This is a genomic window from Sphingobium sp. DEHP117 (genome assembly GCF_030867385.1).
In the GTDB taxonomy this organism is placed as follows: Bacteria; Pseudomonadota; Alphaproteobacteria; order Sphingomonadales; family Sphingomonadaceae; genus Sphingobium.
On record NZ_JAPFBJ010000001.1, the window covers coordinates 111,310 to 133,469 of the forward strand.

Annotated in this window: 22 protein-coding genes; 15 read left to right on the forward strand and 7 right to left on the reverse strand. The window is 55.0% G+C overall.

Annotated elements, in window-relative coordinates; genetic code table 11:
- Positions 1-508: 508 nt before the first annotated feature.
- Together OOT33_RS00595 and OOT33_RS00600 are read right to left on the reverse strand one after the other, a co-directional pair.
- On the reverse strand, positions 509-1,357 hold the full coding sequence (locus OOT33_RS00595) for a PDZ domain-containing protein (RefSeq protein WP_307748029.1): 849 nt from the start codon (positions 1,355-1,357) through the stop codon (positions 509-511).
- Positions 1,354-1,917, reverse strand: a complete 564-nt coding sequence (locus tag OOT33_RS00600) for a hypothetical protein (protein WP_307748030.1) — start codon at positions 1,915-1,917, stop codon at positions 1,354-1,356. Before OOT33_RS00600 ends, OOT33_RS00595 begins: the two co-directional genes overlap by 4 nt.
- A gap of 156 nt (positions 1,918-2,073) precedes the next feature.
- On the opposite strand from OOT33_RS00600, the gene OOT33_RS00605 reads away from it, so the two are divergent.
- A complete protein-coding gene (locus tag OOT33_RS00605) occupies positions 2,074-3,234 on the forward strand; it encodes an IS110 family transposase (protein ID WP_307748031.1) in 1,161 nt (386 codons plus the stop codon).
- A 530-nt stretch (positions 3,235-3,764) separates the two neighbouring features.
- On the opposite strand, the gene OOT33_RS00610 is transcribed toward OOT33_RS00605, so the two are convergent.
- Positions 3,765-3,959, reverse strand: a complete 195-nt coding sequence (locus OOT33_RS00610; RefSeq protein ID WP_307748032.1) for a hypothetical protein — start codon at positions 3,957-3,959, stop codon at positions 3,765-3,767.
- Positions 3,956-4,957, reverse strand: a complete 1,002-nt coding sequence (locus OOT33_RS00615) for a tyrosine-type recombinase/integrase (protein WP_307748033.1) — start codon at positions 4,955-4,957, stop codon at positions 3,956-3,958. The genes OOT33_RS00610 and OOT33_RS00615 overlap by 4 nt, the downstream gene beginning before the upstream one ends.
- 331 nt (positions 4,958-5,288) lie before the next feature.
- Here OOT33_RS00615 and OOT33_RS00620 point away from each other — a divergent pair, with 331 nt between their 5' ends.
- The 13 genes from OOT33_RS00620 (at position 5,289) to OOT33_RS00680 (ending at position 18,553) form a co-directional block, all read left to right on the forward strand.
- Positions 5,289-6,338, forward strand: a complete 1,050-nt coding sequence (locus OOT33_RS00620; protein WP_307748034.1) for a hypothetical protein — start codon at positions 5,289-5,291, stop codon at positions 6,336-6,338.
- A gap of 5 nt (positions 6,339-6,343) precedes the next feature.
- On the forward strand, positions 6,344-7,141 hold the full coding sequence (locus OOT33_RS00625; RefSeq protein ID WP_307748035.1) for an ABC transporter permease: 798 nt from the start codon (positions 6,344-6,346) through the stop codon (positions 7,139-7,141).
- Positions 7,138-7,785 carry an ATP-binding cassette domain-containing protein gene (locus OOT33_RS00630; protein WP_307748036.1) on the forward strand — a complete coding sequence of 216 codons (648 nt, stop codon included), beginning with the start codon at positions 7,138-7,140 and terminating at the stop codon, positions 7,783-7,785. Before OOT33_RS00625 ends, OOT33_RS00630 begins: the two co-directional genes overlap by 4 nt.
- Before the next feature lie 12 nt (positions 7,786-7,797).
- On the forward strand, positions 7,798-8,568 hold the full coding sequence (gene rfbF / locus OOT33_RS00635) for a glucose-1-phosphate cytidylyltransferase (RefSeq protein ID WP_307748037.1): 771 nt from the start codon (positions 7,798-7,800) through the stop codon (positions 8,566-8,568).
- A 7-nt stretch (positions 8,569-8,575) separates the two neighbouring features.
- Positions 8,576-9,619 carry an NAD-dependent epimerase/dehydratase family protein gene (locus OOT33_RS00640; protein ID WP_307748038.1) on the forward strand — a complete coding sequence of 348 codons (1,044 nt, stop codon included), beginning with the start codon at positions 8,576-8,578 and terminating at the stop codon, positions 9,617-9,619.
- Positions 9,620-9,647: 28 nt separating this feature from the next.
- Entirely contained in the window at positions 9,648-10,205 is a 558-nt protein-coding gene (gene rfbC / locus OOT33_RS00645; protein ID WP_307748040.1) for a dTDP-4-dehydrorhamnose 3,5-epimerase, read from the forward strand.
- Between the two features lie 72 nt (positions 10,206-10,277).
- A complete protein-coding gene (locus OOT33_RS00650) occupies positions 10,278-11,354 on the forward strand; it encodes an FAD-dependent oxidoreductase (RefSeq protein ID WP_307749256.1) in 1,077 nt (358 codons plus the stop codon).
- Positions 11,355-11,515: 161 nt separating this feature from the next.
- Positions 11,516-12,820 carry a hypothetical protein gene (locus OOT33_RS00655; protein ID WP_307748041.1) on the forward strand — a complete coding sequence of 435 codons (1,305 nt, stop codon included), beginning with the start codon at positions 11,516-11,518 and terminating at the stop codon, positions 12,818-12,820.
- Positions 12,821-12,847: 27 nt separating this feature from the next.
- A complete protein-coding gene (locus OOT33_RS00660; protein WP_307748042.1) occupies positions 12,848-14,146 on the forward strand; it encodes a hypothetical protein in 1,299 nt (432 codons plus the stop codon).
- Between the two features lie 16 nt (positions 14,147-14,162).
- Positions 14,163-15,074 (forward strand): NAD-dependent epimerase/dehydratase family protein, encoded by a 912-nt coding sequence (locus tag OOT33_RS00665; protein ID WP_307748043.1) that lies wholly within the window; start codon positions 14,163-14,165, stop codon positions 15,072-15,074.
- Between the two features lie 30 nt (positions 15,075-15,104).
- A complete protein-coding gene (locus OOT33_RS00670) occupies positions 15,105-15,926 on the forward strand; it encodes a DUF5672 family protein (RefSeq protein ID WP_307748045.1) in 822 nt (273 codons plus the stop codon).
- 66 nt (positions 15,927-15,992) lie between these two features.
- Positions 15,993-17,174, forward strand: coding sequence for a methyltransferase domain-containing protein (locus tag OOT33_RS00675; protein WP_307748046.1), 1,182 nt, complete (start codon positions 15,993-15,995; stop codon positions 17,172-17,174).
- A 2-nt stretch (positions 17,175-17,176) separates the two neighbouring features.
- Positions 17,177-18,553, forward strand: coding sequence for a sulfotransferase (locus tag OOT33_RS00680; RefSeq protein ID WP_307748047.1), 1,377 nt, complete (start codon positions 17,177-17,179; stop codon positions 18,551-18,553).
- Positions 18,554-18,926: 373 nt separating this feature from the next.
- On the opposite strand, the gene OOT33_RS00685 is transcribed toward OOT33_RS00680, so the two are convergent.
- Together OOT33_RS00685 and OOT33_RS17835 are read right to left on the reverse strand one after the other, a co-directional pair.
- Complete coding sequence (locus tag OOT33_RS00685; protein WP_307748048.1) at positions 18,927-20,003, reverse strand: IS5 family transposase; 1,077 nt, start codon at positions 20,001-20,003, stop codon at positions 18,927-18,929.
- Positions 20,004-20,064: 61 nt separating this feature from the next.
- Positions 20,065-20,310, reverse strand: coding sequence for a methyltransferase domain-containing protein (locus OOT33_RS17835; protein WP_373690468.1), 246 nt, complete (start codon positions 20,308-20,310; stop codon positions 20,065-20,067).
- A 13-nt stretch (positions 20,311-20,323) separates the two neighbouring features.
- On the opposite strand from OOT33_RS17835, the gene OOT33_RS00690 reads away from it, so the two are divergent.
- Complete coding sequence (locus OOT33_RS00690) at positions 20,324-21,406, forward strand: IS5 family transposase (RefSeq protein WP_307748049.1); 1,083 nt, start codon at positions 20,324-20,326, stop codon at positions 21,404-21,406.
- A gap of 70 nt (positions 21,407-21,476) precedes the next feature.
- Here the strand turns inward: OOT33_RS00690 and OOT33_RS00695 are convergent, their stop codons facing one another.
- A complete protein-coding gene (locus tag OOT33_RS00695) occupies positions 21,477-22,070 on the reverse strand; it encodes a hypothetical protein (RefSeq protein ID WP_307748050.1) in 594 nt (197 codons plus the stop codon).
- Between the last annotated feature and the right edge of the window lie 90 nt (positions 22,071-22,160).

Genomic DNA, 22,160 nt, shown 5'->3' on the forward strand with positions numbered 1-22,160 from the left:
GCCGGATCGAGGTGATGCTGTAGCGCACCTGCCGATCGAGACCATAGAGGATGAATTCATAGTTGAAGCCGGTGCTGCTGGCGTCGATATGGCCGCCCGGCTCTGCGGGCGGGAAGTCAGTGACGGTGAAGTTTACGTCCCTCACCCGCTCGTTGGTGAACAGGATCGAACCGCCTTCGCCCGCGTTGTCGTCCCACACGTAATTGCCGTCGGCATCGTAGGAGGTGACGTAGACCTCGCCATCGCCCGAGAAATAGCCGGTGACCGGCCGGTTGAACCGCACGCGAAGCCAACCCAGAAGCGGGATCGTATCGTTGATATAGGGATTGGGGCCGGTGAAGCTCACATATTGCGTGCCGGGTGCGATTGTGCCGACGATTTTCACTTTCGCTTCCGCGTGAGCAGAGAGCGCAACAGCGGCAATGGCGACGGCAAATTTCAATATACGCATGAGGTTGGGTCTCCCTGTTGATCGATGTTCAGATAGGGGTGGTCTTCATCCTGTCGCTCATGGCGCGACCGTGAGGTCGCCGATGCCAGCGACACTGAACACCGTGATGCCGGTGCTGGCCTTGAGCAGCGTCTGCACCTCGGACTGGCTCATGCCAGCCAGGCCGGTGCCGTTGATGGCTGTAACGAACTGGCCGGGTTTCAGGTGGCCCCGCTCGGCCCTGCTGCCCGGAGCTACGGCTGTGATGAGAATGCCCTGCGGCAGCGAGGCGAAGGCAATACCCAAGCCGCCTTGTGATGCTGCGTTCCTGGCACCAGCTGAGGCGGCTTGCGCGTTCTGATGAGGCGTTGGAGCTATCGCGCGCTGCGTTGCCGCGAGATCCTCCCGGAACCCGCCCGCCTTCTCGACCTCGGCCAGCCAGACCGGCTCGAAGGCAGCGATGACTTCGGGTGGTACAATGAGGATACGGGCACCCTTGTTGCCCATCATCTTGAAGTTGAAGCCGGTTGTGCGATGCTGCTTGAGATAGGCCGGGGTGAGTTCGATCCCGAACAGTTCGTGGACGCCGCCGATGCGGATGTCCTGATTGCCCTTGATGACTGGCAGTCGGTTGCCGTCGCTATCCGCCGCCTGATCGAAGAAATACCATTCCGGAGTATCGGTCGAGACCATCAGCACGGGATTTCGCGGCACGCCGTCCACGATTGCTGCGCTCAGCCAGTAGCTCCATTTGTCGAGATCGAAGAACGCATTATGCATGTGCCCTTGTCCCGAGATCGTGGTGGTACGGGTATAGGGATCATAGGAAACCGAAGGTGGCTTCTCCTTGGCTATGACTGGGGCCGGCAGAGAGCCCGCCGTGGCCAGCAGAGTGAACGCGAGCAATGTGCGTTTCGCGCGTCTCATGCTGCCGCCTCCATCGCTCTCGTCGAGCGCGGCAGCAGCAGCTTTGCCACCACGCTGGCGATCTGGTTGTCATAGGACTGCAGCGCCATCGTCTGGAGGTGGCCGCGCAGCCAGTCAGGCCCGAAGAGGAGCCAGCCGTTTTCGGCAAAATGCTTTTGAATGATCGCGGCATTGCCCTCGGTCGCATGGCCGTAGACCAGTCCCAGCTTGACGACCGGCGCGCCAATAACTGACCCGCTCGCCACGAGCTGCGCGATCAGGCGATTGAGCACCACTTCGCGCAACCGCGCATCGACGAACATCTTGTAGCGCTGCGCGTTTTTGCCACCCAGCAAATCGCGGGCATGCACGCCGCCGCTGTCGAAATAGCTCTTGCATTCGAGCGCGAGCAGTTCGCCTGTTCCCGCCTTGTAGGCGACGAGATCGATCTCGGGTCGCGGCATCGAGGGATTGTCGAGCGCGCGCTTCTCCTCGGTACTGAGCAAGATCCGGTAGCCGTGATGCACCCACCAGCCGTCGGCGCGCAATATTTCCGCCACCAGTTCTTCGAAGGCATCCATCGATCGTCGCACTCCCTGTCCGGGGCGACGATCACCTGCTGCCAGCTTCCTCGTCGCTCCTATGTCCTCTCGGGGCGACGGCCGAAGCCGGTTGTGGGTTAGCTGAGGTTCCCTTCAGATTGCAGGCGTCAGACTGCAGCACAGGAAGGAAAACCCATGGCCAAGAAGATCACAAACCCCGAGTTGCTCGCGTTACGGGCAGTTGCCGAAGCAGACCCGACCCGCGGGCGTGTGTGGGTAGGGCTCGACGTCGGGCTGAAGTCAACTTCAGTCTGCGTGATCGACGCAGAAAGCACGGTGTTGCATCAGTGTTCTATGAAATCCGATCCGACAGAGATCGGACGCTATCTGCGCAAGAACTTCACGTCCAATGTGGTGTGCATCGGCATGGAGTCGGGTGGGAGCTCGGTTCATCTCGCGACCCATCTTCGACGACAGCGCTTTCAGGTGGCGGTGCTCGATGCATTGCAGGTGCATCGCGTGCTGTCGATCCGGCGGAACAAGACCGATACCAACGATGCGCGCGGGATCGCCGAGATCACACGAACGGGCCGCGATTATCTGACCGAGGTCTATGTGAAGAGCGCGGCCTGCTTCGAGATCAGGGCGCAGCTTGTCATGCGTCAGCGGCTCGTGCAGCAGCGGCTCCAGAACGAAGCGATGATCCGGGGTCTGCTGCGCGTCTATGGCGGCCGCGTCGAGGCCGGAGCCAGACTGCCCGCCACCTTCCGGGAACGGGTCGTCGAACAACTGCTGCAGATCCAGGATCGGGATGACATCAACCTGCGTCCGCGTATTCTGCCAATCCTCGACCTGTGTGCCAGGTTGCATGCCGACGCGGCACGGATCGAGGCCGAGCTGGACGCACTGGCGCACGAAAATCCCGTATGCCGGCGCTTCATGGAAATACCCGGCGTCGGGGCGATCACGGCATTGTCATTCTTCACCGCAATAGAGGAGCCAGCGCGCTTCCGTCGTTGCGATGATGTCGCGGCCTATCTGGGGCTGACACCGCGGGTCTATCAGTCGGGAGAAAGCCTGACACGTGGTTCGATCAGCAAGATGGGCAACCGGTTGACCCGTACCCATCTGGTCAATGCAGCCACGGTGTTGTTGTCGGCAACCGGGACGTTCAGCTCCTTGAAGGACTGGGGGATCAGGCTGGCGAAAAAGATCGGCTTCCACAAGGCGCGTATCGCCGTTGCCCGCAAGCTGGCGATCATCATGTTCGATATCTGGCGCGATGGCACTCACTTCCAGTTCAAGGCCGACACCGTCGTTCCGCATCGCCAGATGATGCAGGCGGCACGGGCCTGAAAAGTTCCACCGTGAAGACGGCGGACAGATCCTCCCGGGAGGCGGAGGGATCAGAGACTCCGGTTCTAACATTAGGGCAGAAATGACCCTGTGCTACGGTTGTTGGAGCTCCCCCCTTCGATACGAGTGCCCATAATGCGGTGCGCGAAACAAGGCAGCCACGCCACTCGCGCAACCCCGAAGAGACTGTTGCACTCCGGAAGGATCAACACCGCCCTTGAACAAAGGACAAAATCATGATCTGATCATTCCCATCGCCGCCCTGCACCCAAGGCAGGGAACCTCAGCTAGAGAATGTAGTAAACCTGACCGTAGGCACAGGCGCATGCACCTTTACCCTTGCGGGCTGGACATACGTGCATGCCACCCGGCCGAGAAGTTCGACCGAGTTCCTACAGGTTGGGGTTTACTAGGCCCCGCTCCCTGGCTTTCACAGGGAACGACGCGACCATTGCTCTTGCGCGGCAAAGGTTCAAGCGGAAAGTATGCTTGCCTTCAGATCAAATTGTCTACGGCGCTAATAAACGTTTTCAGTTTTCGGACAGAGCTACAGCAGCAGCCGCGAGCTTGGCGATTGCGTCTGCGCGTCGTTCAAGAGCTTCGACCGCAATCAAAGCGTCTTCCTGGCAATCAAACGGCGGGCGAATTATGGAAAGGGTATCCTCCATGATGGCTGCCGCCTTCATGCAAAGCCAGAGTACAAGCTGCTCATCATCGGCGCTCATATGCGGCTCGTCGATATCCGGTTGATGATCGCCTGCACGGCGGTGTCATCCTCGACATAGATCTTGCGTATTTCGCCAACCTGTTGGGCGCTCCAGCCCATGATATCTCCGACCTCCTGATCGGACAGGCCCAGCTTCACCAGTCGTGTCGCGTAGGTACCGCGCACATCGTGAAGGTGCTTCTTGCGGCCATCGCTATGGCGGATGTCGAGAGCGTCCCGCACCTCGTTGAAACCATGGCTGAAGCCATCTCCACTCCAGCTCAGCCCTCGGCTGTTGACCAGCACGGTTTCCACTCCCGCCCCTCGGGCGCGATGTTGCAGTTCATCCAATAGAACGCGCAGTTCGGGCGTAACGGGGATGATCGCCCGCTTGCGCCGACGCCCGCTTTTCTCTGTCACGCGCTTGATCGTGAACTGCTCGATCTCTTGCCATTTAAGCGCAACCAGATCAGCGCGGCGCAGGCCCGTCATGGCGGCAAGCCGCATGCCGTCGGCGATATGTCCGGGAGCATTGGCACAGAAGCGCTCGATTTCGTCATCCAGCCAGATGATCTCGGCGCGCGAGCCCGGCTTGTAGAGGCGCGGGATGTTGGAGGCGATGTTGATGGTCACCCAGCCATGCAGTCGCGCCCAGGCGAGCATATGATGGAGGACGGTCAGCTGGTGATCGGCCGTGCGGGGCAGATGCGAGTATTCGTTGCGCCATGCGAGGATGGCCTGCAGTTGTTGCGGATCCGACCAAAGCGCCACGGGCGTGGTGCCCCACCGATTGCGGATGCGCTCAACAATGAGGCGCCAGACATAGCGCGTCCGATCAGCGAGTTGGCACCATTCTGGACTTAAAATATAGGCATCGATGAGAGAGTTGAGACTGCTGTTTTGCGTCGGAAAGGCCCTTTGATAAGGTGCTGACGGCAGTTGCGAGCTGTACGTCCTTACGCAGTTGCCCGCATCCAATCCGGGGAACGATATGCGAATCTGATAACTGTCGAACATGCTGAATCCCTGAGTTTTTGGGGGTAGTGCACGAATGCTCGAACGGGGTGCGAAGTCCAGTCGGAATGTGAGGGCCTTTCAGAGGGTGTTTATTGCGTGCGACCGGCTGAGCGTCACCCGGCAAAGCGCTCTGGACAGGCAATGCCCTGCCGGTTAGGACGGCGCATGAACAAGAATATGGTTAAACGCTATGGATAGCCCCCGCATAGGCTCCGAAGTCGAAGCAGGTTACTCACGGATTTCCGGGGCGGGTTCTTATGGGCCATCAAGCATTGCGGGCAATGTAATGCGTCGGCTTAAATCGCTCGGCCCGTTATTTTGGATCACCGTGGTGATCCCCACCACCATTGCTATTCTCTATTTTGGCTTGTTCGCCTCCGATGTCTATATATCGGAATCGCGCTTCGTTGTGCGCAGCCCAGACAAGCCCGCGACGACCGGGCTTGGCGTGCTCCTGAAATCGACCGGATTCACCAACGGTGGCGACGAAATCTTTGCGGCACAGGATTATGTTGCGTCTCGTGATGCCCTAACGGCGCTCAACCGTGGCGGATCATTTGAGAAGGCATACTCGGCCGCTGATATTTCGATTTTCGACAGGTTCAATTCGTTGGGCACAGGCGATACGTTCGAGGACCTTTACAAATATTATCGGAAGAAAGTGAAGGTCGATCATGACACTACCTCGTCGATCACAACGCTGTCCGTGCGCGCCTACACGCCGCAGGATGCGCAGCGGTTCAATACCCAGCTGCTCGAAATGGCGGAGGCAACCGTCAACAAGCTCAATACACGGGGGCGGCAGGATCTGATCCGCTTTGCCCAGATCGAGGTGGACGAAGCTAAGCAGAAAGCGCGCGAAGCCGCATCTGCGCTGGCTATCTATCGCAACCGCGAAGGCGTAGTGGACCCTGAGAAACAGGCGGCCGTGCAGCTCCAGATGATCTCTAAGATTCAGGACGAATTGATCGCGACCCGATCGCAGCTGCGCCAGCTGCGCAACTTTGCAGCGCAAAACCCACAGATTCCGGTTCTGGAGACGAAGGCCGAAGACCTCAAGGCGCAGATCGACGAGGAGCTTGGGAAGGTAGCTGGAGATAGCAAATCCCTTTCATCCACCGCTGCGCAATATCAGCGCCTTGCCTTGGAGGCGCAATTTGCCGACAAGAATTTGGCGGGTGCGCTGGCGTCTCTTCAGGAGGCGCGAAACGAAGCGCAGCGGAAACAGGCCTATGTGGAGCGTATCGTCGAGCCGAACCTGCCCGACGATGCGCTAGAGCCGCGGAGGTGGCGGGGGGTGTTGGCTGTCCTAGCTTTGGGGCTCGCAGTCTGGGGTGTATTGCGTATGTTGTTCGCAGGTATCCGCGAGCATATCGGCTAATTCCTATGCGCAGGGAGTTGAACAGTTCGTTGTCACAATCTTGGGCCATCCAGAGGCGCATCATTTTCGCTTTAGTGATGCGTGAGGCCCTGACCCGCTACGGCAGACATAATATAGGTTTCTTGTGGCTGTTTGTAGAACCGATGATTTTCACCGTCGGTATCACCATCTTCTGGACGTTTACCAAGGCAGCTCATGGTTCCGATCTGCCGATCGTGCCGTTCGCCATTACTGGCTATTCATCTGTTCTTGTATGGCGCAATATCCCTGGTAGGCTTTCCAACGCGGTGTTGCCCAACGTCGGGATCATGCATCACCGTAACGTTCGGCTGATTGACATCTATTTCGCTCGACTTCTGCTAGAAACGTCAGGTGTATCGATGTCATTTCTCTTTTTGACCCTGGCATTCTGGGTAGTCGAATGGACTGCTTTGCCGGAAGACGTACTTCAGGTCCTGTCGGGTTGGCTTCTATTGAACTGGTTCGGATGGTCTATGGGGCTGCTGATAGGTTCCTTGAGTGAGCAAACTGAAATCATCGAAAAAATATGGCATCCGGCGACCTATTTCCTTTTCCCCCTTTCTGGAGCTGCCTTTATAGCGGATGCGCTTCCCCCGGCTTTCCGAGACTTTGTGCTATGGCTGCCAATGGTCCATTGTGTAGAGTATATCCGGGAGGGGTTCTTTGGTTCCGCTTTTGTTGCACATTACGACCTCGGTTATGTGGTAACCTGTTGTTGCGTTATGAGTGTCGCAGGGTTCCTCAATGTCAATTATGTCGCTAACCGGGTAGTGCTGCAATGATCCGGTTCGAGCAGGTATCCAAGCGCTATCCGCTGGGCCATGGCCAGCGCGTTGTCCTGCAGGATGTAAATTTGGAAATCGCCAGAGGCGAAAAAGTTGGTATATTAGGGCGCAATGGATCTGGAAAGTCTACCACAATAAGGCTGCTGAGTGGGGCGGAGCTCCCATCAGCAGGACGAGTGGTTCGGGACATGACCGTTTCATGGCCGCTCGCCTTCGGCGGGGCTTTCCAAAGTTCACTCACTGGAAGAGATAATCTCAGGTTGATCTGCCGTATATACGGTAAAGACCACGAGGACTGTATTGATTTCGTAAGCGATTTCTCCGAGCTCGGCGCCTACCTTGATGAACCGATACGGAACTATTCCTCTGGCATGAGCGCACGCCTAGCTTTCGCCATCTCAATGGTAATAGAATTTGACTGTTTTTTAATTGACGAAGTAGTCGCCGTAGGAGACAGCCGTTTCCATCAGAAATGCCATGAGGAGTTGTTCGTCAAGCGTATCGATCGGTCTTTCGTGATCGTATCTCACGATACAGAATACATTCGCCACCACTGCGATATCGTACTTGTCCTGAGAGACAGCACCTTCCATCGCTTTTCGAGTATCGATGAAGCGATTGAGAATTATGTAAGTAATTGAGGAGTTGACGCATTGAAAGCAGTTTTACTTGCGGGTGGACTCGGAACTCGTATTTCAGAAGAAACTGTCAATAAGCCAAAGCCCATGATCGAGATTGGTGGGAAGCCCATTCTTTGGCATATTATGAAGATATATTCTGCACATGGAATAAATGATTTCATCGTGTGTCTTGGATATAAGGGTTATGTGATAAAGGAATTTTTTGCCAATTACTATCTGCATACTTCTGATGTTACGTTTCAGATGCGCGATAATTCTATGCATGTTCATGCTAATAAATCAGAGCCATGGTCCGTAACATTGGTTGACACCGGTGATGACACGATGATTGGTGGACGGATCAAGCGAATTTTGCCGTTCATTGGCGATGACGAGGCTTTTTGTCTAACTTATGGGGACGGTGTTGGAGACGTCGACATAAGTGCGGTGATTGCAACGCATCGCGCTGAGGGCAGGCTGGCAACCGTTACTGCAACTCAGCCGCCAGGCCGTTTCGGATCCCTGCGGTACGAGGGTAATCAGGTTCTTGGGTTCCAAGAAAAGCCGCAGGGAGACGGTGGCTGGATCAACGGTGGGTTCTTTGTGCTTTCGCCCAAAGTTGGAGATTATATTGAGGGCGATGAGACTGTTTGGGAACGTGAGCCCATGGAGCAGCTCGCTGCGGAGCGCCAGCTGTCAGTCTACTTCCATGATGGTTTCTGGCAGCCAATGGATACATTACGTGACAAACGGCAACTAGAAGAATTGTGGTCATCGGGCGCTGCGCCCTGGAAGATTTGGTGAGGAAATAATGAAAATTCTTGTTACCGGCAACATGGGTTATGTCGGGCCAAAGCTGGTATCGCATCTTAGAAGTGCCATGCCCGATGCAATTCTGTACGGCTATGATAGCGGTCTTTTTGCGCACTGCCTGACGGCGCCTGGCGCCTTTCCAGAAACAGGCTGTGCTCGCCAGTATTTTGGGGATGTCCGGGATTTGCCGGAAGAACTGCTGTCAGAGGTGGATGCTGTGGTAATGCTTGCCGCTGTTTCCAATGATCCTATGGGGCAAAAATATGAGGGTGTTACCAGCGCAATAAATTATGAGGCCTGTGCAGATATTGCCCAGAGGGCGCTTAGGCTAGGTGTAAGGCGCATCGTTTTTGCTTCAAGTTGCAGCATGTACGGGTTTGCAACTGGAGGACCCCGCAAGGAAACAGACGATCTCAATCCCCTCACGGCTTACGCGCGCTCCAAGGTGGCCACTGAGAAGGCGCTGGAACAACTGGAATGCGGAGATGCGGTGGTCACCTCCCTGCGGTTTTCCACCGCATGCGGAATGTCGCCTCGATTGCGGCTCGATCTTGTGCTCAACGACTTTGTGGCATGCGCTCTTGCCAACCAGGAAATCACGGTGCTCAGCGATGGTACACCATGGCGCCCGCTTATCGACGTGAAAGACATGGCGCGGGCGATCGAATGGGCGCTCGTTCGTACACCTGAAGCAGGCGGCAATTATGTCGCAGTTAATGTGGGCTGCGACGAATGGAATTATCAGGTCAAAGACCTTGCGGAAGCCGTAGCAAAAGCGGTTCCAGGCACCAGCGTAGCCATAAATGTCGACGCTCTGCCCGACAAACGATCCTACCGTGTCGACTTTTCCCGGTATCGTGAACTGGCGCCAGATCATCAGCCGCAGGTTAAGCTGGAACAAGCTATCAATGAACTCGTTGAAGGGTTGCGGGCAATGAATTTCGCTGACGGTAATTTTAGGTCGTCGCAGTTCATGAGACTGAAGGTCTTGGAGGATCATGCTCAGGCCGGACGCCTCGATGATGCTCTATACTGGTGCTGACCGCTCTGTACTGAGATGAGGTTTTTATATGATTTTCAATGAGATGCCGCTGAAAGGCGCTTACACTATAGATTTGCAGCCTCGCGGTGACCAACGTGGTTTTTTTGCTAGGGCTTTTTGCCAGAGAGAGTTTGGTGAACTGGGCTTGGAGACTAATTTTGTTCAGATGAACGATTCGTTCAATGCCAAGGCGGGTGTCTTACGAGGCATGCACTTTCAGCGTCCGCCGTTTTCTGAAGTGAAGCTTGTGCGATGCATCAGGGGTGCATTGTTCGATTTCATCGTCGACCTGAGACCTGACTCCCCCACGTTTAAGCAGTGGTCAGGTGTCGAACTAACAGCGGAAAACCGGCGCATGATTTATGTGCCAAGAGGTTTCGGGCACGCATTTGTAACATTGAGAGACGATACAGAGGCGCTGTACATGGCAAGCGCTTTTTATGACCCCGCTTCTGAAGGTGGTGTTCGCTTTAACGATCCAGATTTAATGATTAATCTGCCCATCGCGATATCAGAGATTTCTGACAAAGACCAATCCTGGCCGGACTTGGCTCACCAGGACCTTGAGTTTTTAAGGGGTCTCTGAGGTTAAGTTTTTGAATTTGCCGTTACGCGAGGCACGATAGGGGGTATAGTGTATCGTTGTGATTGCCTCGTGGTGGGAGCGGGAGTTGTTGGGTTAGCTATTGCGAGAGAATTTCAGCTGGCTGGCTATGAGACGTTTGTCATTGATCGAGCGGAGACTTTTGGTACAGAGACCAGCTCGCGCAATTCGGAGGTAATTCACGCAGGGATATATTATCCCTCTGAATCCCTTAAGGCACAGCATTGCGTACAAGGTAGACAGCTGCTTTATGAATACTGTGTGGAGAGAGATGTTCCCCACAAGCGTCTCGGAAAGATTATTGTTGCTACTTCGCAGTCCGAGACGGGGGCACTTGACCGCTATCGAACAAGTGCCAGCCTCAATGGCGTGAATGACCTGATTTGGTTAGATGGCGATGAAGTGGCGCGGCTCGAACCCAGTGTTCGCGCTGTCGCAGGGCTGCTCTCACCTAGTACCGGCATTATCGATAGTCATGCATTTATGCTTGCCCTGCTTCATGACCTTCAGATGGCCGGCGGCCATTTCGTCCCGTCGTGCGAAATGACAGGCGGTGTCTTGAAAGGTGAGCAAGGCATCAGCGTTTCATTGAATGACGGCACCGAAATTTTCACTCGATGGCTTATCAACTGTTCCGGGCATAACGCGCCGGCGACCGCTCGATCGATCAAGGGCTTTTCGGCAGAACACGTCCCCGATAGCCATTTCGCGGTCGGTCATTATTATGTCTTGAGCGGCCCGTCACCCTTCTCGCATTTGGTCTATCCTGTTGCCCTCCCTGGAGCGCTGGGCGTCCACGTTACTCTGGACATGGGCGGCCACGTGAAATTCGGACCGGACATCCGTTGGATCGACAAGCTTGACTATAGCTTTGATGATAGTCGACGCGCAGCCTTCATCGAGGCGATACGCTCATATTTTCCTGGGCTCAATCCGGATATGCTCTGCCAAGGCTACACCGGCATTCGACCGAAAATTGCCAGCGCTTCCAATCCTGATATGGACTTCGTCATTCAGGACGAGCGAACGCATGGCGCTGTCGGGCTGGTAAATCTTTTCGGTATAGAATCGCCGGGGTTGACGGCATCCCTATCCATCGCCAAGACCGTAGCTGCTATTGCTCAGCGATAATATATCGCGCGCAAAAGCCTAGATCGGGTTTTCGCGAGATTAACCGCATGGTATCATAGGAGGCTTCCTGTCAGGGTGGTTACTTACGGGCTTCCGACGAATAGCGGAAATATGCATTTTCCGCGTTTGCAAACTCTGTTCTGGATATTGATTGCTGCCTCATGTTCTGGAAATTAGCTAAATACACCAAGCCAGTCGCGGTTCCGTTGATCGAGGGATATCTGCGATGGCGCGACCGTATCAGCCTTGCAATGCTGAAGCTCGGCGGCAAAACCACAGTTGTGGACGTGCAAAATGCTGATCGTCTGACGAGCGACCGCGTTGTTGTATTTGCGGCTTATCCCACTGAAAAGCTCGGATCGTTCCACATCCGCTTTCTCGAAAAATGGGAGCGGCGTGGTTACTGCATTATCGTGGCTAGCCACCACCCACGCGCAGCGGAAATCCTGCGGCCTTTGGCTGAGCGTGGATGGTGCGTGATCCGGAGGCGTCCGTTCGGTCGGGATTTTGGCTGCTACCGCGATGCTTCTCGCTTGCTCTATGGTCTGGAGGACAGCGGGCATGCAAATTTTTCACGCATCGTTTACATCAACGATAGCGTGATCACGGTCGATACCGCTGAGGAGCAGATCATCAGCTATATTGACGCGCCAAGCCGTCATTTCGTAGGCCTTACTGACAATTACGATCGCGGATATCACATCAGTTCGTATATGTTTGGGATATCAGGTCAGGTTTTTCGTGAGCGCCGGGTGCGAGACTATTGGAGGAAATATGCGGCGCTATCTACACGCCGATACGCCATTGCAAGGGGCGAAATCGGCTTTTCCCGCTGCGTAGCAAAGGCAGGCTATATGCCGCATGTGCAATGGCCTATCGCAAAGCTGAAATCTCGACTTGAGAGGCTGGATTTAGACCGCGTCAGCATGATTGCCGAGGCTATGGAACCCCATTTCAAATCCCGGCACAAGCACCCTCTAATTCAAGTAAATGAAAGTTTAGACGAATTCGTCTCTTCTAAAAAGAGGCTTTTGTCTGAAGACCCCGCTCAAAAGCTCGGCGGCCTAATCAGCCAATTCGTTCGATCATCGAGCAACAATGTACCGGCCAAGCCAGTCGGCGGTCGACATATGGAATTGGTCGACCTTCCTAACGATAAGCAGGTCGCCGTATTCAATCGTACCGCTAGAGATCGGATGACGGACACAATCGTCGGCTATATTTTTCGTGGTAGTCATATTCATCATGGCGCAGCTCCCTTACTGTTCCTGGGTGCCGGTGTTCTCAAAAAGGACCTAGTATTGCGGCGTATCATCGAGCCATTCAACATCGAGAAGTTACTGCTGGACTCGAGGGCTTGCGCTTCTCACGAAGTAGACGAAATATTGATGGAAATAGTTGCCCGCGGTCATCCCAAATCGTTCCGAGGCGGGCGAGCACTCATGCTGCGCTGGGACTTTATATGAACTTCAGGTCGGAGCGATAGCTTAACTATGCGCATACTGATTTTGATGGACAATGCCACGCTGGCACAGCTGGTTTCCGGCCAACCCCCAATTGCAGGGTTTAGCCACGATAAGAATCTGTTTCAATTCGCTCACGAGTCGCTGCGTAAGGGTTACGAACTGTTCATCTGCTCGATCCAAGACGACAAGCGCACGACGCAATATAATCGTATTTATAGCGTTTATCCGTTCTGGGATGCGCGGTCCGATGGAACGGACTATGGCACGGTTTGCCCCGACATTGTGGTAGGCGTGTTTCTGGAGGCGATGAACGTCCGCACCGTCTTCCCTCATGCAAAGATCGTGGCAATCCAGGCCGCCATTCACTGGTCGGAATCTCCTGAAACCTTTGGTGCCGAATATCTCTTCGATACCATCACAGCCATACGATATAATGTCGACTTTTTGATTACGCAGAACGAGCGGATGAAAAATTTGCTTGACGTGTTTTTCAAGTTTGTCGCTAAGACCTCGATTGCTGACCGCATAATCGTGGCGCCGCTCGGAATTGTGGAAGAGGAACGTCGCGAGGTCGTTGATCGACAACAAATCCGGCGTCAAATGGGACTAGCAGACGGTGAAATAGCCATCGTCAATTCGGGTGGTGTATGGTCTTGGACCGACTTTAATTGTTTTATCTCAGCTTTTTGTCGCCACTGTGAGGCCCGATCGAGCAAACTCAAAATCTTCATCATGGGTTTCCAGCAGCCGGAGAACGATTTTCACACGGGCTATATTGCTCAGACAAAGAATATTATTAATCAGCATTCCAATCTCATTGGCCAGAATATTGTAATTGAGGATGAATGGTATCGTGCCAGCAAAGTGGTAAAGCAATATACCGCTGCAGCTGACGTTGGCCTGAATGTCAATCTTCCCACTCTGGAGAACTGGCAGAGCTATCGTCTCCGCTTTCTCGACTATCTCTACTTCGGAATTCCTGCGATCAACACGGCAGGGGATCAAGTTGCAGATGAAGTGTGCCCGGAAGCCTTGTTCGTGGTGAAGCCTGGAAACGAGCAAAGTTATCTGAACGTGCTAAGTACAATCGAAAGTGACCCGAAGGCTTTGGCGACCCGGGCAGCAGCGATGCACAAACTTGCGCGCAGTTACGATAGCCGCGCCACCTATGGTGTGGCAATTGACCATATTGTTGCAAGTCCGAGGCGCCCAGAGCAGGATTTTGCGGCGTGGCCTGAAACTGTGCTGGATTTCGCAACCCGACGGGCGGGCAGTATGTTTAAGGGGCGTCTGGCGGCGCGACTGGGCGAATGGTTGGACGACTGAAACTGGGGGCGGGCAAATGAGAGTATTGCTGACGGGGGCGACTGGTTTTCTGGGTTCTCATATTGCGGCCCACCTCGTGGTACGTGGAGATGATGTTTTAGCCATACATCGACCAGGAACCCGGCTCGACCGTTTACAAAAGGTGATTGGCAACCATCTGGCAACCGCAAAAATGTCTGAAGGCTATGATAATCTGGAGGATATTCTCGCGCACTTCAAGCCAGATGCCGTCATCCACGTCGCAGCCAAGAGCAGGGGTGGAGAGTCACCTTCAGAGCTCAAGGAATATGTCGATGCCAATATCCTGTTCCCCAGTCGGCTCCTGCAAGCGATGAAAGCGGTTAATGTCCGCGCTCTGGTGAACGCGGGCACCAGTTGGCAATGGGGTGAGGACGGGTCTTATCGTCCGTTCAACTATTATGCTGCTACCAAGCAATGTTTTGAGGATATTCTCCCTCATTATTGCGAAAGCGGCCTCAAATGTGCGACCCTGAGACTGTTCGATATCGTGGGACCGGGAGATGACCGCAACAGGATAATCGACCTGTTGATCGATGCAGGTTTGCGAGGTGAAGCGCTCAAAATGTCTCCAGGTGAGCAGCATATGTATATTGTCGATGTCCGCGACGCAGCGCGCGCCTTTGTTCATGCGGTCGACCTTGTTACATCGGTAGAGGCGGATGCGCATAGCGTTTATGGTCTTCGCTCCCATGAAGCGATCAACCTAAAGGATTTAGTCGACCAGTTGCAGCAGGAGACAGGTTTGCGGATCGACGTAGAATTCGGGGGACGTCCTTATCGTGCGCGTGAGATCATGCGTCCCTATGATGGGCAGCCGTTGCCCCCCGGATGGCAGCCGCAGATTACGCTACCACAGACGTTAAGGGACATGGTCCATTTCCGGCAACAAGCTTTACTGAGCGCGTGACGCTTCTCAGCCTACGATAGCGAATAAGCTTTGAATACTTCGGATACGCTGCATCTTCCGCAAATAACGCTTTGCGCGGTCGCTTCCATCGATCCGGCGCCGGCCTTGCGGGCGTTGCAAATCAGCCTGCGTGGAATACGGTTTGGTAGTGTCAAGCTACTTAGCAGTGTGTATCTTGGTGAAGCCCCTGACATTATCGAGCAGATCAAGATCGAACCATTTGCCGACATAAATGGTTATTCCCACTTCATGATGAAGAATCTCCACTCCTACATCAGCACGCCCTATGTTCTCGTTGTCCAGTGGGACGGATTCGTTACCGATCCGGCGATGTGGAGTGCGGATTTCCTAGCCTTTGATTATATAGGAGCGCCCTGGCCTCAGTTTGAAAAGGTGCGATCAGTCGGCAACGGGGGTTTTTCTCTGCGCTCGCGCCGCCTGCTTGAGGCTACAGCCGATCCTGCCGTAAGCGCTTACCAGCCCGAGGATGTCGGTATTTGTCATATTAATCGTGCAGTGTTGGAGCAGGGCTTTAACATTCGCATTGCGCCATGGGAGGTGGCTAGCCGATTTGCCTTTGAGCGGGAGGAGCCGCGAAGCAGCTTCGGTTTCCATGGCTCGTTCAATTTCCCCGACGTATTGGGGGACGGACTGTGCACATTCGTCGATCAAACTCCCACCAAGCTTTTTCTCAACAGAGATGGGCGCGATTTATGTCTTAAAATGGCGGACAGTTCGGATCGTAGGACCGCTACAGCAGGCAGGAAACTGGCGCGACAGCTCGCTCGCCTCTCTCCGGCCTCACGACAGTCATGGAAGACGTTGCTTCATACCCATAAGTTGTGCAGATGAGACCATATATTTCGAGAACGACATTCAGTTTGAAGATCATCCTGAGGCGGAAGGTGCAAATATAAGATGGACGATTATCTGACATTTGGAAGGCATCATTTGGCTGCCACTCATCAGGGCGCCTTTGCGCAGCATCTTGAACCGGAGCCGAGGCCGATTCTCGATTTTCTCCGGATGACGAACCTTAAGCAGAACAGGCTTGGTTTGGCTCTCATCCAGGAGTGGGCGCGGGGAATGTTGGGGCTGAACGTCGAGCAGATTGATAAGCGCACGACGGAGTTTACCGGCTTTGCTATCCCTCATGGAGATCTCGGCGGTGATCCGCGCTTCTTCGTCAATGGGGAGCGTGTCACCGATATTGAACTGCACATTCCCAACCATATCGATACTGCGATTGACCCAGAGGGAGGGCGCCATTTCGGTGTGCGGTTTCGCGTGAAGGGCTTTGATGTTCTCAATATCAAAAAGCGCATAGAAATTGCAATGGCTTCCGGCCCAAGCTGGGCCCAGCCTGATCCCTACGGGAGCCTATGGTTCGGCCCGTCGTCAGACCCGCTGCCTGCTGCTGCCAATCTAACAAGGATCGGTGGGCGCGATGGCGCACCGGAACAATATCTCAAATTTGGCGCTACTTTTATTTATAAGCTCGAATATCTGCTCAAGCAGATGGGCTATGAAGGTTTTTCGTCCTTCGATCGAATACTCGACTGGGGTTGTGGATGCGGCCGCATGCTCCGTTTTTTCGACAAGTCTGATCGACACCGGCTCACCGGGATCGACATTGATGGACAGAATATTGCCTGGAACCGCGAGAATATGGGAGACATCCAGTTCGAGCAGATCTCGACAGACCCTCCTACGCCTTTTGAAGATGGCAGGTTTAACCTGATATACGCCAATTCGGTCATGACCCACCTCACGGTCGATGACCAGTTTGCGTGGCTGCAAGAGCTTGCCCGCATCGCCGCGCCCGGCGCCGTCATTGCACTAACTATACACGGTTGGCACTCATGGGCCATACTAGGTTGGCAGGAAATGAACACATTGCTTCATTTTAAGGAAAATGGGATTCGGGTTGCGGCCGAACTTAACCCTGATATTGCCGATGTTCCTGGAAATAGATATACAGATACTGCTCATACGCATGAGTATATCTATAGAGAATGGGGAAAGTACTTTGAAGTTCATGGAATAGTCGAGGGGTTTTCAGGAACTCAGGCAATGGTAATTCTGAAAACGAGGACATGAGCTTGGCTAAGGTAGCAAAAAAAAAGGCTTCCGGTACAGATGTGGCGAACGGCGCATTGAAGATAGTCTATCATGATGAGCCAAGCCTAACGGACTATCAATTCTGTTTCGGAGCAGTTCAGCCCGGCTCCCAACCATCTTTTTTTCTTAAGGTGGAGTGCCCTGTCACCGACCGCATGGTGGGTCTGCATTTACCACATGTGGAAGGAGACTCGTTCGATTTCATAAATTTTGATTGGGCGCTAGCTAAGAAAGCTGGCGGCTCAACTCGTGTCACATGCTATTTGAAATTTGACTTACAACTGGAAGAAGGGCAGCGCCGCTGGATCGTACTCGTTGATGAGAGCGGCGCGCATCGCAGAGTAGCTATTGCTCAAATGCGCAATGGGCATTGTTCGATAGAGCCTTTCAATCCGGTGATGTGTACATCAACGAATTTTCTGCGTGAGCAAGGTTTGAGTTATACGCCGCTGTTCGTCGGAGGCGCGCCCAAGTCTGGAACCACATGGATGGAAATGCTGCTTAACTCGCATCCATCCTGTATCATCACAGGCGAAAATAGTTTCTGGGATTGGCCATTTAACAGTTACAATCTCTCGGCGCTTCCGATGCCCGCCGAGGAGCGCTACATCCGCCGGGCTTCGGTCGTTCAAAAGCCCTATTCTAATGCGATCGGCATGATGGGCTTTGGTCGAGCAGAGATAACCTTTCGCCAGTTGGCAGCGCTGACTGGAGCCTCCCATGTCGGCGACAAAAGTCCAGGAAATGCATTACACGCCCAGCAGATACTCCTGCTCTTCCCACACGGCCATTACATTCATTGTTATAGACATCCGCTCGATGTTGCGGTTTCCAGAGCCTATCATGAAGTTCTCATTCTAATAAATGCCAAGGACAGGTTAGTTTCCTCTCAGGTCTATTCGATTCTACCATCCAATGTGGTCAGTGCGATTATTGAGGGGAATGATAATAAAGAGACTTTGGTTGCTGAAACTCTCAGCGACAAAGATTATCTCGGCAATGTTTTCGATGGTTGGCTTTCGTTCAATCATTATGCAGCGCTTGCCAAGCGCGAATACCCTGGTCGAGTCCATTTCGTGAGTTATGAATCCCTCTCGGCCATGCCTGAAGGGACTATAATGGAACTCTACCGGCAGGTTGGGCTGGAACATTCACCCGACATTGTTGCAGAGGTGGTCGCGCGTTGTGATTTCAACAAGGTGAGTGGCGGTCGCGATCGAGGAGCCAGTGATAATTCGTCGTTCTTTCGCAAGGGGGTTGTGGGTGATTTTCCAAACCATTTCAACCGCACAACGCTTGGCTGGGCTAAGGGGTATCTGATGAAGAGAGATCCCTACTTTACCACTGGATATTTTTAGGGGCTGTCAAACGCTGGGGGGATATTGGCTTTTAATGATCTGATCCAGTTTAATGGGCCATTCCATCGTGCATTCACCTGTCTTTTCCAAATATACGGCTGAACTCTCGTAGCCCGCACTATACTCGGCATCGTGCTTGTCTGGCCTCCAGATAAAGGGAATGAGAAAATGCTCGTGCGCCATTGCGCGCCCGATGATTTTAAAACCCGTCAATTTGTTAAACAGCCCATCCCAACTGGACACCTTGATTTACCGGGTTCCAGGGTTGTCTTCAACGTGTGGGATGGTCAGCAGGCGGATTTACGGCCATGCGTTCATCGCGCTCCGGCCGCTGGAGGGGAGAACCACGTGTTCCGGCCTGAGCAGCGTCTGATCACGTCGTGGCCGTTCGGCTTTCCCAGTAGAGGAAACGTTTGAAGTTGAAAGCGATGTTGGCGAGGCCGATCTTGGCTTTGGCGCGCTCGATGCCGATGGTGCGGATGAACAGGCCCATCCTGTGTTTCTGCGTGGCGAAGACGTGTTCGACGGCGGATCGGATTTTGGAACGCGCGGCATTGGCACGCTGGCGCTGCACAGGCAGCGGCTTGCCAGGCGCACGCCGGAAGTGGATTTTCGACACGCGCCCCGCGCGCAGGATGGCCCGCTCGTTCTTCTGACTGCGATAGGCCGTATCCGCCCAGATCGAACTGCCGGTGTTTTCCGCATCGATCAGGCCGGGCAGTTCGCGGCCATCGTAGCGGGCGGCATCGCTGGCGGACCATGTACGGATGAAGCCGTGGCGCTGGTCGATGCCGATGTGGGATTTGTAGCCGAAGATGGGCGTGGCGATCTCGGCCATGAGCTTGCCGTCGGGCCCTTTCTTCCGCCGCCCGCGCTTGAGCGTCCAGCGCGCGTCACGGTCCTTCTGCGCCAGCCTCGCCGGCTTGGTGGCCCAGCCCTCGGGAATGCCGCCGTCCTTGACGATGGCGCGCTCCTCGTTGGTCATGCGCTGGCGCGGGGCGGCGATAATGCTGGCGTCGAGGATCTGGCCGCCCATGGCCAGGTAGCCCTGATCCTTGAGATGGGCATCGAACCGGGCAAACAGGGCGTCGACGGCATTGGCGCGCACGAGTGCCTCGCGGAAGCGCCAGATCGTCGTCTCGTCGGGCGTGTTGTCGCCATCGTCGAGACCGAGGAAACGTCCGAAACTGCGCCGGTCCAGAATCTGGAACTCCGCTTGCCCATCCGACAAGCCGTAGAGTGTCTGCAGGATCAACGTCTTGAACATCATGACCGGGTCCATCGGCGGTCGGCCGCCCTTGCTGCCATCGGAACGCTGCAGGGCCGCATCCAGCGCGGGCCGGAAAATCTCGAAGTCGATCAGTCCGTTCAACTTCTCCAACGGATCGCCCGCCGCCGACAACGCCGCATACCGCTCATCCAGATCGAAAAACCCACGCTGAACCGACACATACGCCTCCATCGCTGCAACTCGATGGAATCATAATCCCGCCCTCACCGCCAGAGGTAAATCAAGGTGTCCAACTGGTATCGGAAAAGCGCCAGAAATCCCATGGCATATCGTGAAGTCCCAAAGTCTGATGTGTGTGAATATATGCGATTCCTCCCATCCGAAGAACGCGATTCATTTCAAGGGCGACCTTCCAAGGCATGAGGAGATGTTCAAACACGCTGACCGAGTAGACCGCGTCGAAGCTGGACGCCTCGAAAAACTGGTAGCATTTGAGGCTCTGGCCTGATTCAATGCCTTGCGACACAGGGGAGGCGGTGATGGCAGGGCAGCCTGGTTTCTTTGATCTTTCGAACAGGTACGATGCGCTGAGCGCAGCGGGCGATCCGCTGGAGCGGTTGGCGGCGGTCGTAGATTTCGAGGTTTTCCGCGGGCCGCTGACAGCAGCGCTTCGACGCAGCGGCCGCAGCAAGGGTGGCCGCCCGCCGTTCGACCCGGTGCTGATGTTCAAGATCCTGGTGCTGCAAGCGCTCTATTCGCTCTCCGACGAAGCGACTGAGTTCCAGATCAAGGATCGCCTTTCGTTTCAGCGTTTCCTTGGCCTTGGGCTGGACGGCACAGTGCCGGATGCGACGACAGTGTGGCTGTTCCGCGAGCGCCTGGTCAAAGCCAAGGCGATCGAGAGGCTCTTCGCCCGCTTCGATGCTGCGCTGACCGACCGGGGCTATCTCGCCATGGGCGGGCAGATCATCGACGCCACGGTCGTGCCTGCGCCCAAGCAACGCAATACCGAGCCTGAGAAGGCTGCGATCAAGGAAGGCCGCGTGCCGGAGGACTGGAGCCCGGCCAAGGCGCGGCAAAAGGACCGCGATGCGCGCTGGTCGATCAAGTATAGCAAGGCCAAGGTCCGGGCCGGTGGCGATCCCAGAACTGCCAAGCCGGTCGATCTGGCCATCCCGATGTTCGGCTACAAGAACCACATCGCCATCGACCGGGCCCATGGGCTGATCCGCACATGGGATGCCAGTGCGGCCAACGCCCATGACGGCGCGCGGCTGCCGGACCTGATCAGCAAAGGGAACACCGGCTCTGGCGTGTGGGCTGATACGGCCTATCGATCAAAGAAGAACGAGGCGTTCCTCGCCAAGGGCATGTTCACCAGCCACATCCACCAGCGGAAACCGAACCGCCGTGCTATGCCCGAGCGCATCGCCAGGGCCAATGCCAGGCGCTCCGCCGTCCGCTCGGCGGTCGAGCACGTGTTCGCCGGGCAAAAACACCGCATGGGGCTCATCGTGCGTACCATCGGCATCGCCCGCGCCCGCATCAAGATCGGGATGGTGAACCTCGTCTATAACTTCCAGCGCCTCGCCTGGCTCGAGGGGCAAGGTGCGCCCGCATAGCGCGAAACCGGGGCACCGAGCGGCGCTCAATCACCGAAAACCAATTAAACATGGCCGAAAAGGCCGCCCGTCACGGCTCAATGGCCGACATCAGACCCCTCGCACCATCGTCAGCACAAAAACAACGCGTTCTTCGAGGTGTCCAGCTGCCTGCAGGAAAATGAGATGAAAGCTGGTGGGCATCCCCCACCACGTGCACATTGTCGCCTGGGGCGATGTCGAGTACGGTAACCTCATGGTGAGGAAAAAGAGCCGATCGGTCTACTGCGGAGCGTGCTCGGCCGCCTATGTCGAGCATGGTCGAAAAGCCTGGCGCTTGAAGGCGCTGCAGAAAACGTCCGTGCAGTTCGGCCGTCGAAACATTTGCTAATCGGCGGCTCATCATCTCATCAAAATCATATGCGACTTGTTTTCCGTCGGAAGTATGGAAGATAAGCCGTCCACCAGCTGGGAAAGACGAGGTGGATTTGATGATCTGGCATCTGAATCCCTTGTCTGGGCCTAGCGCCAATACGCCACCATGAGGGAGCCCGACTTCTGCTCGAAAAAATTCTATATCGAGATGCTCGAAGTTCACAGCGACCAAAGATGAGTCAGGGCAATGGAACCACCCATTAATATACAAGAAATCATGGAATTTAGCGGCGGCATCAATTTCCGCCATGGTTCCGTGGGCAACTTGCGATTTGCCTCGCAGCCTTTGAAAGATCGAGCGCGTTGTCTTTATCATAATTGGATAGTTCCCCCGTCTACG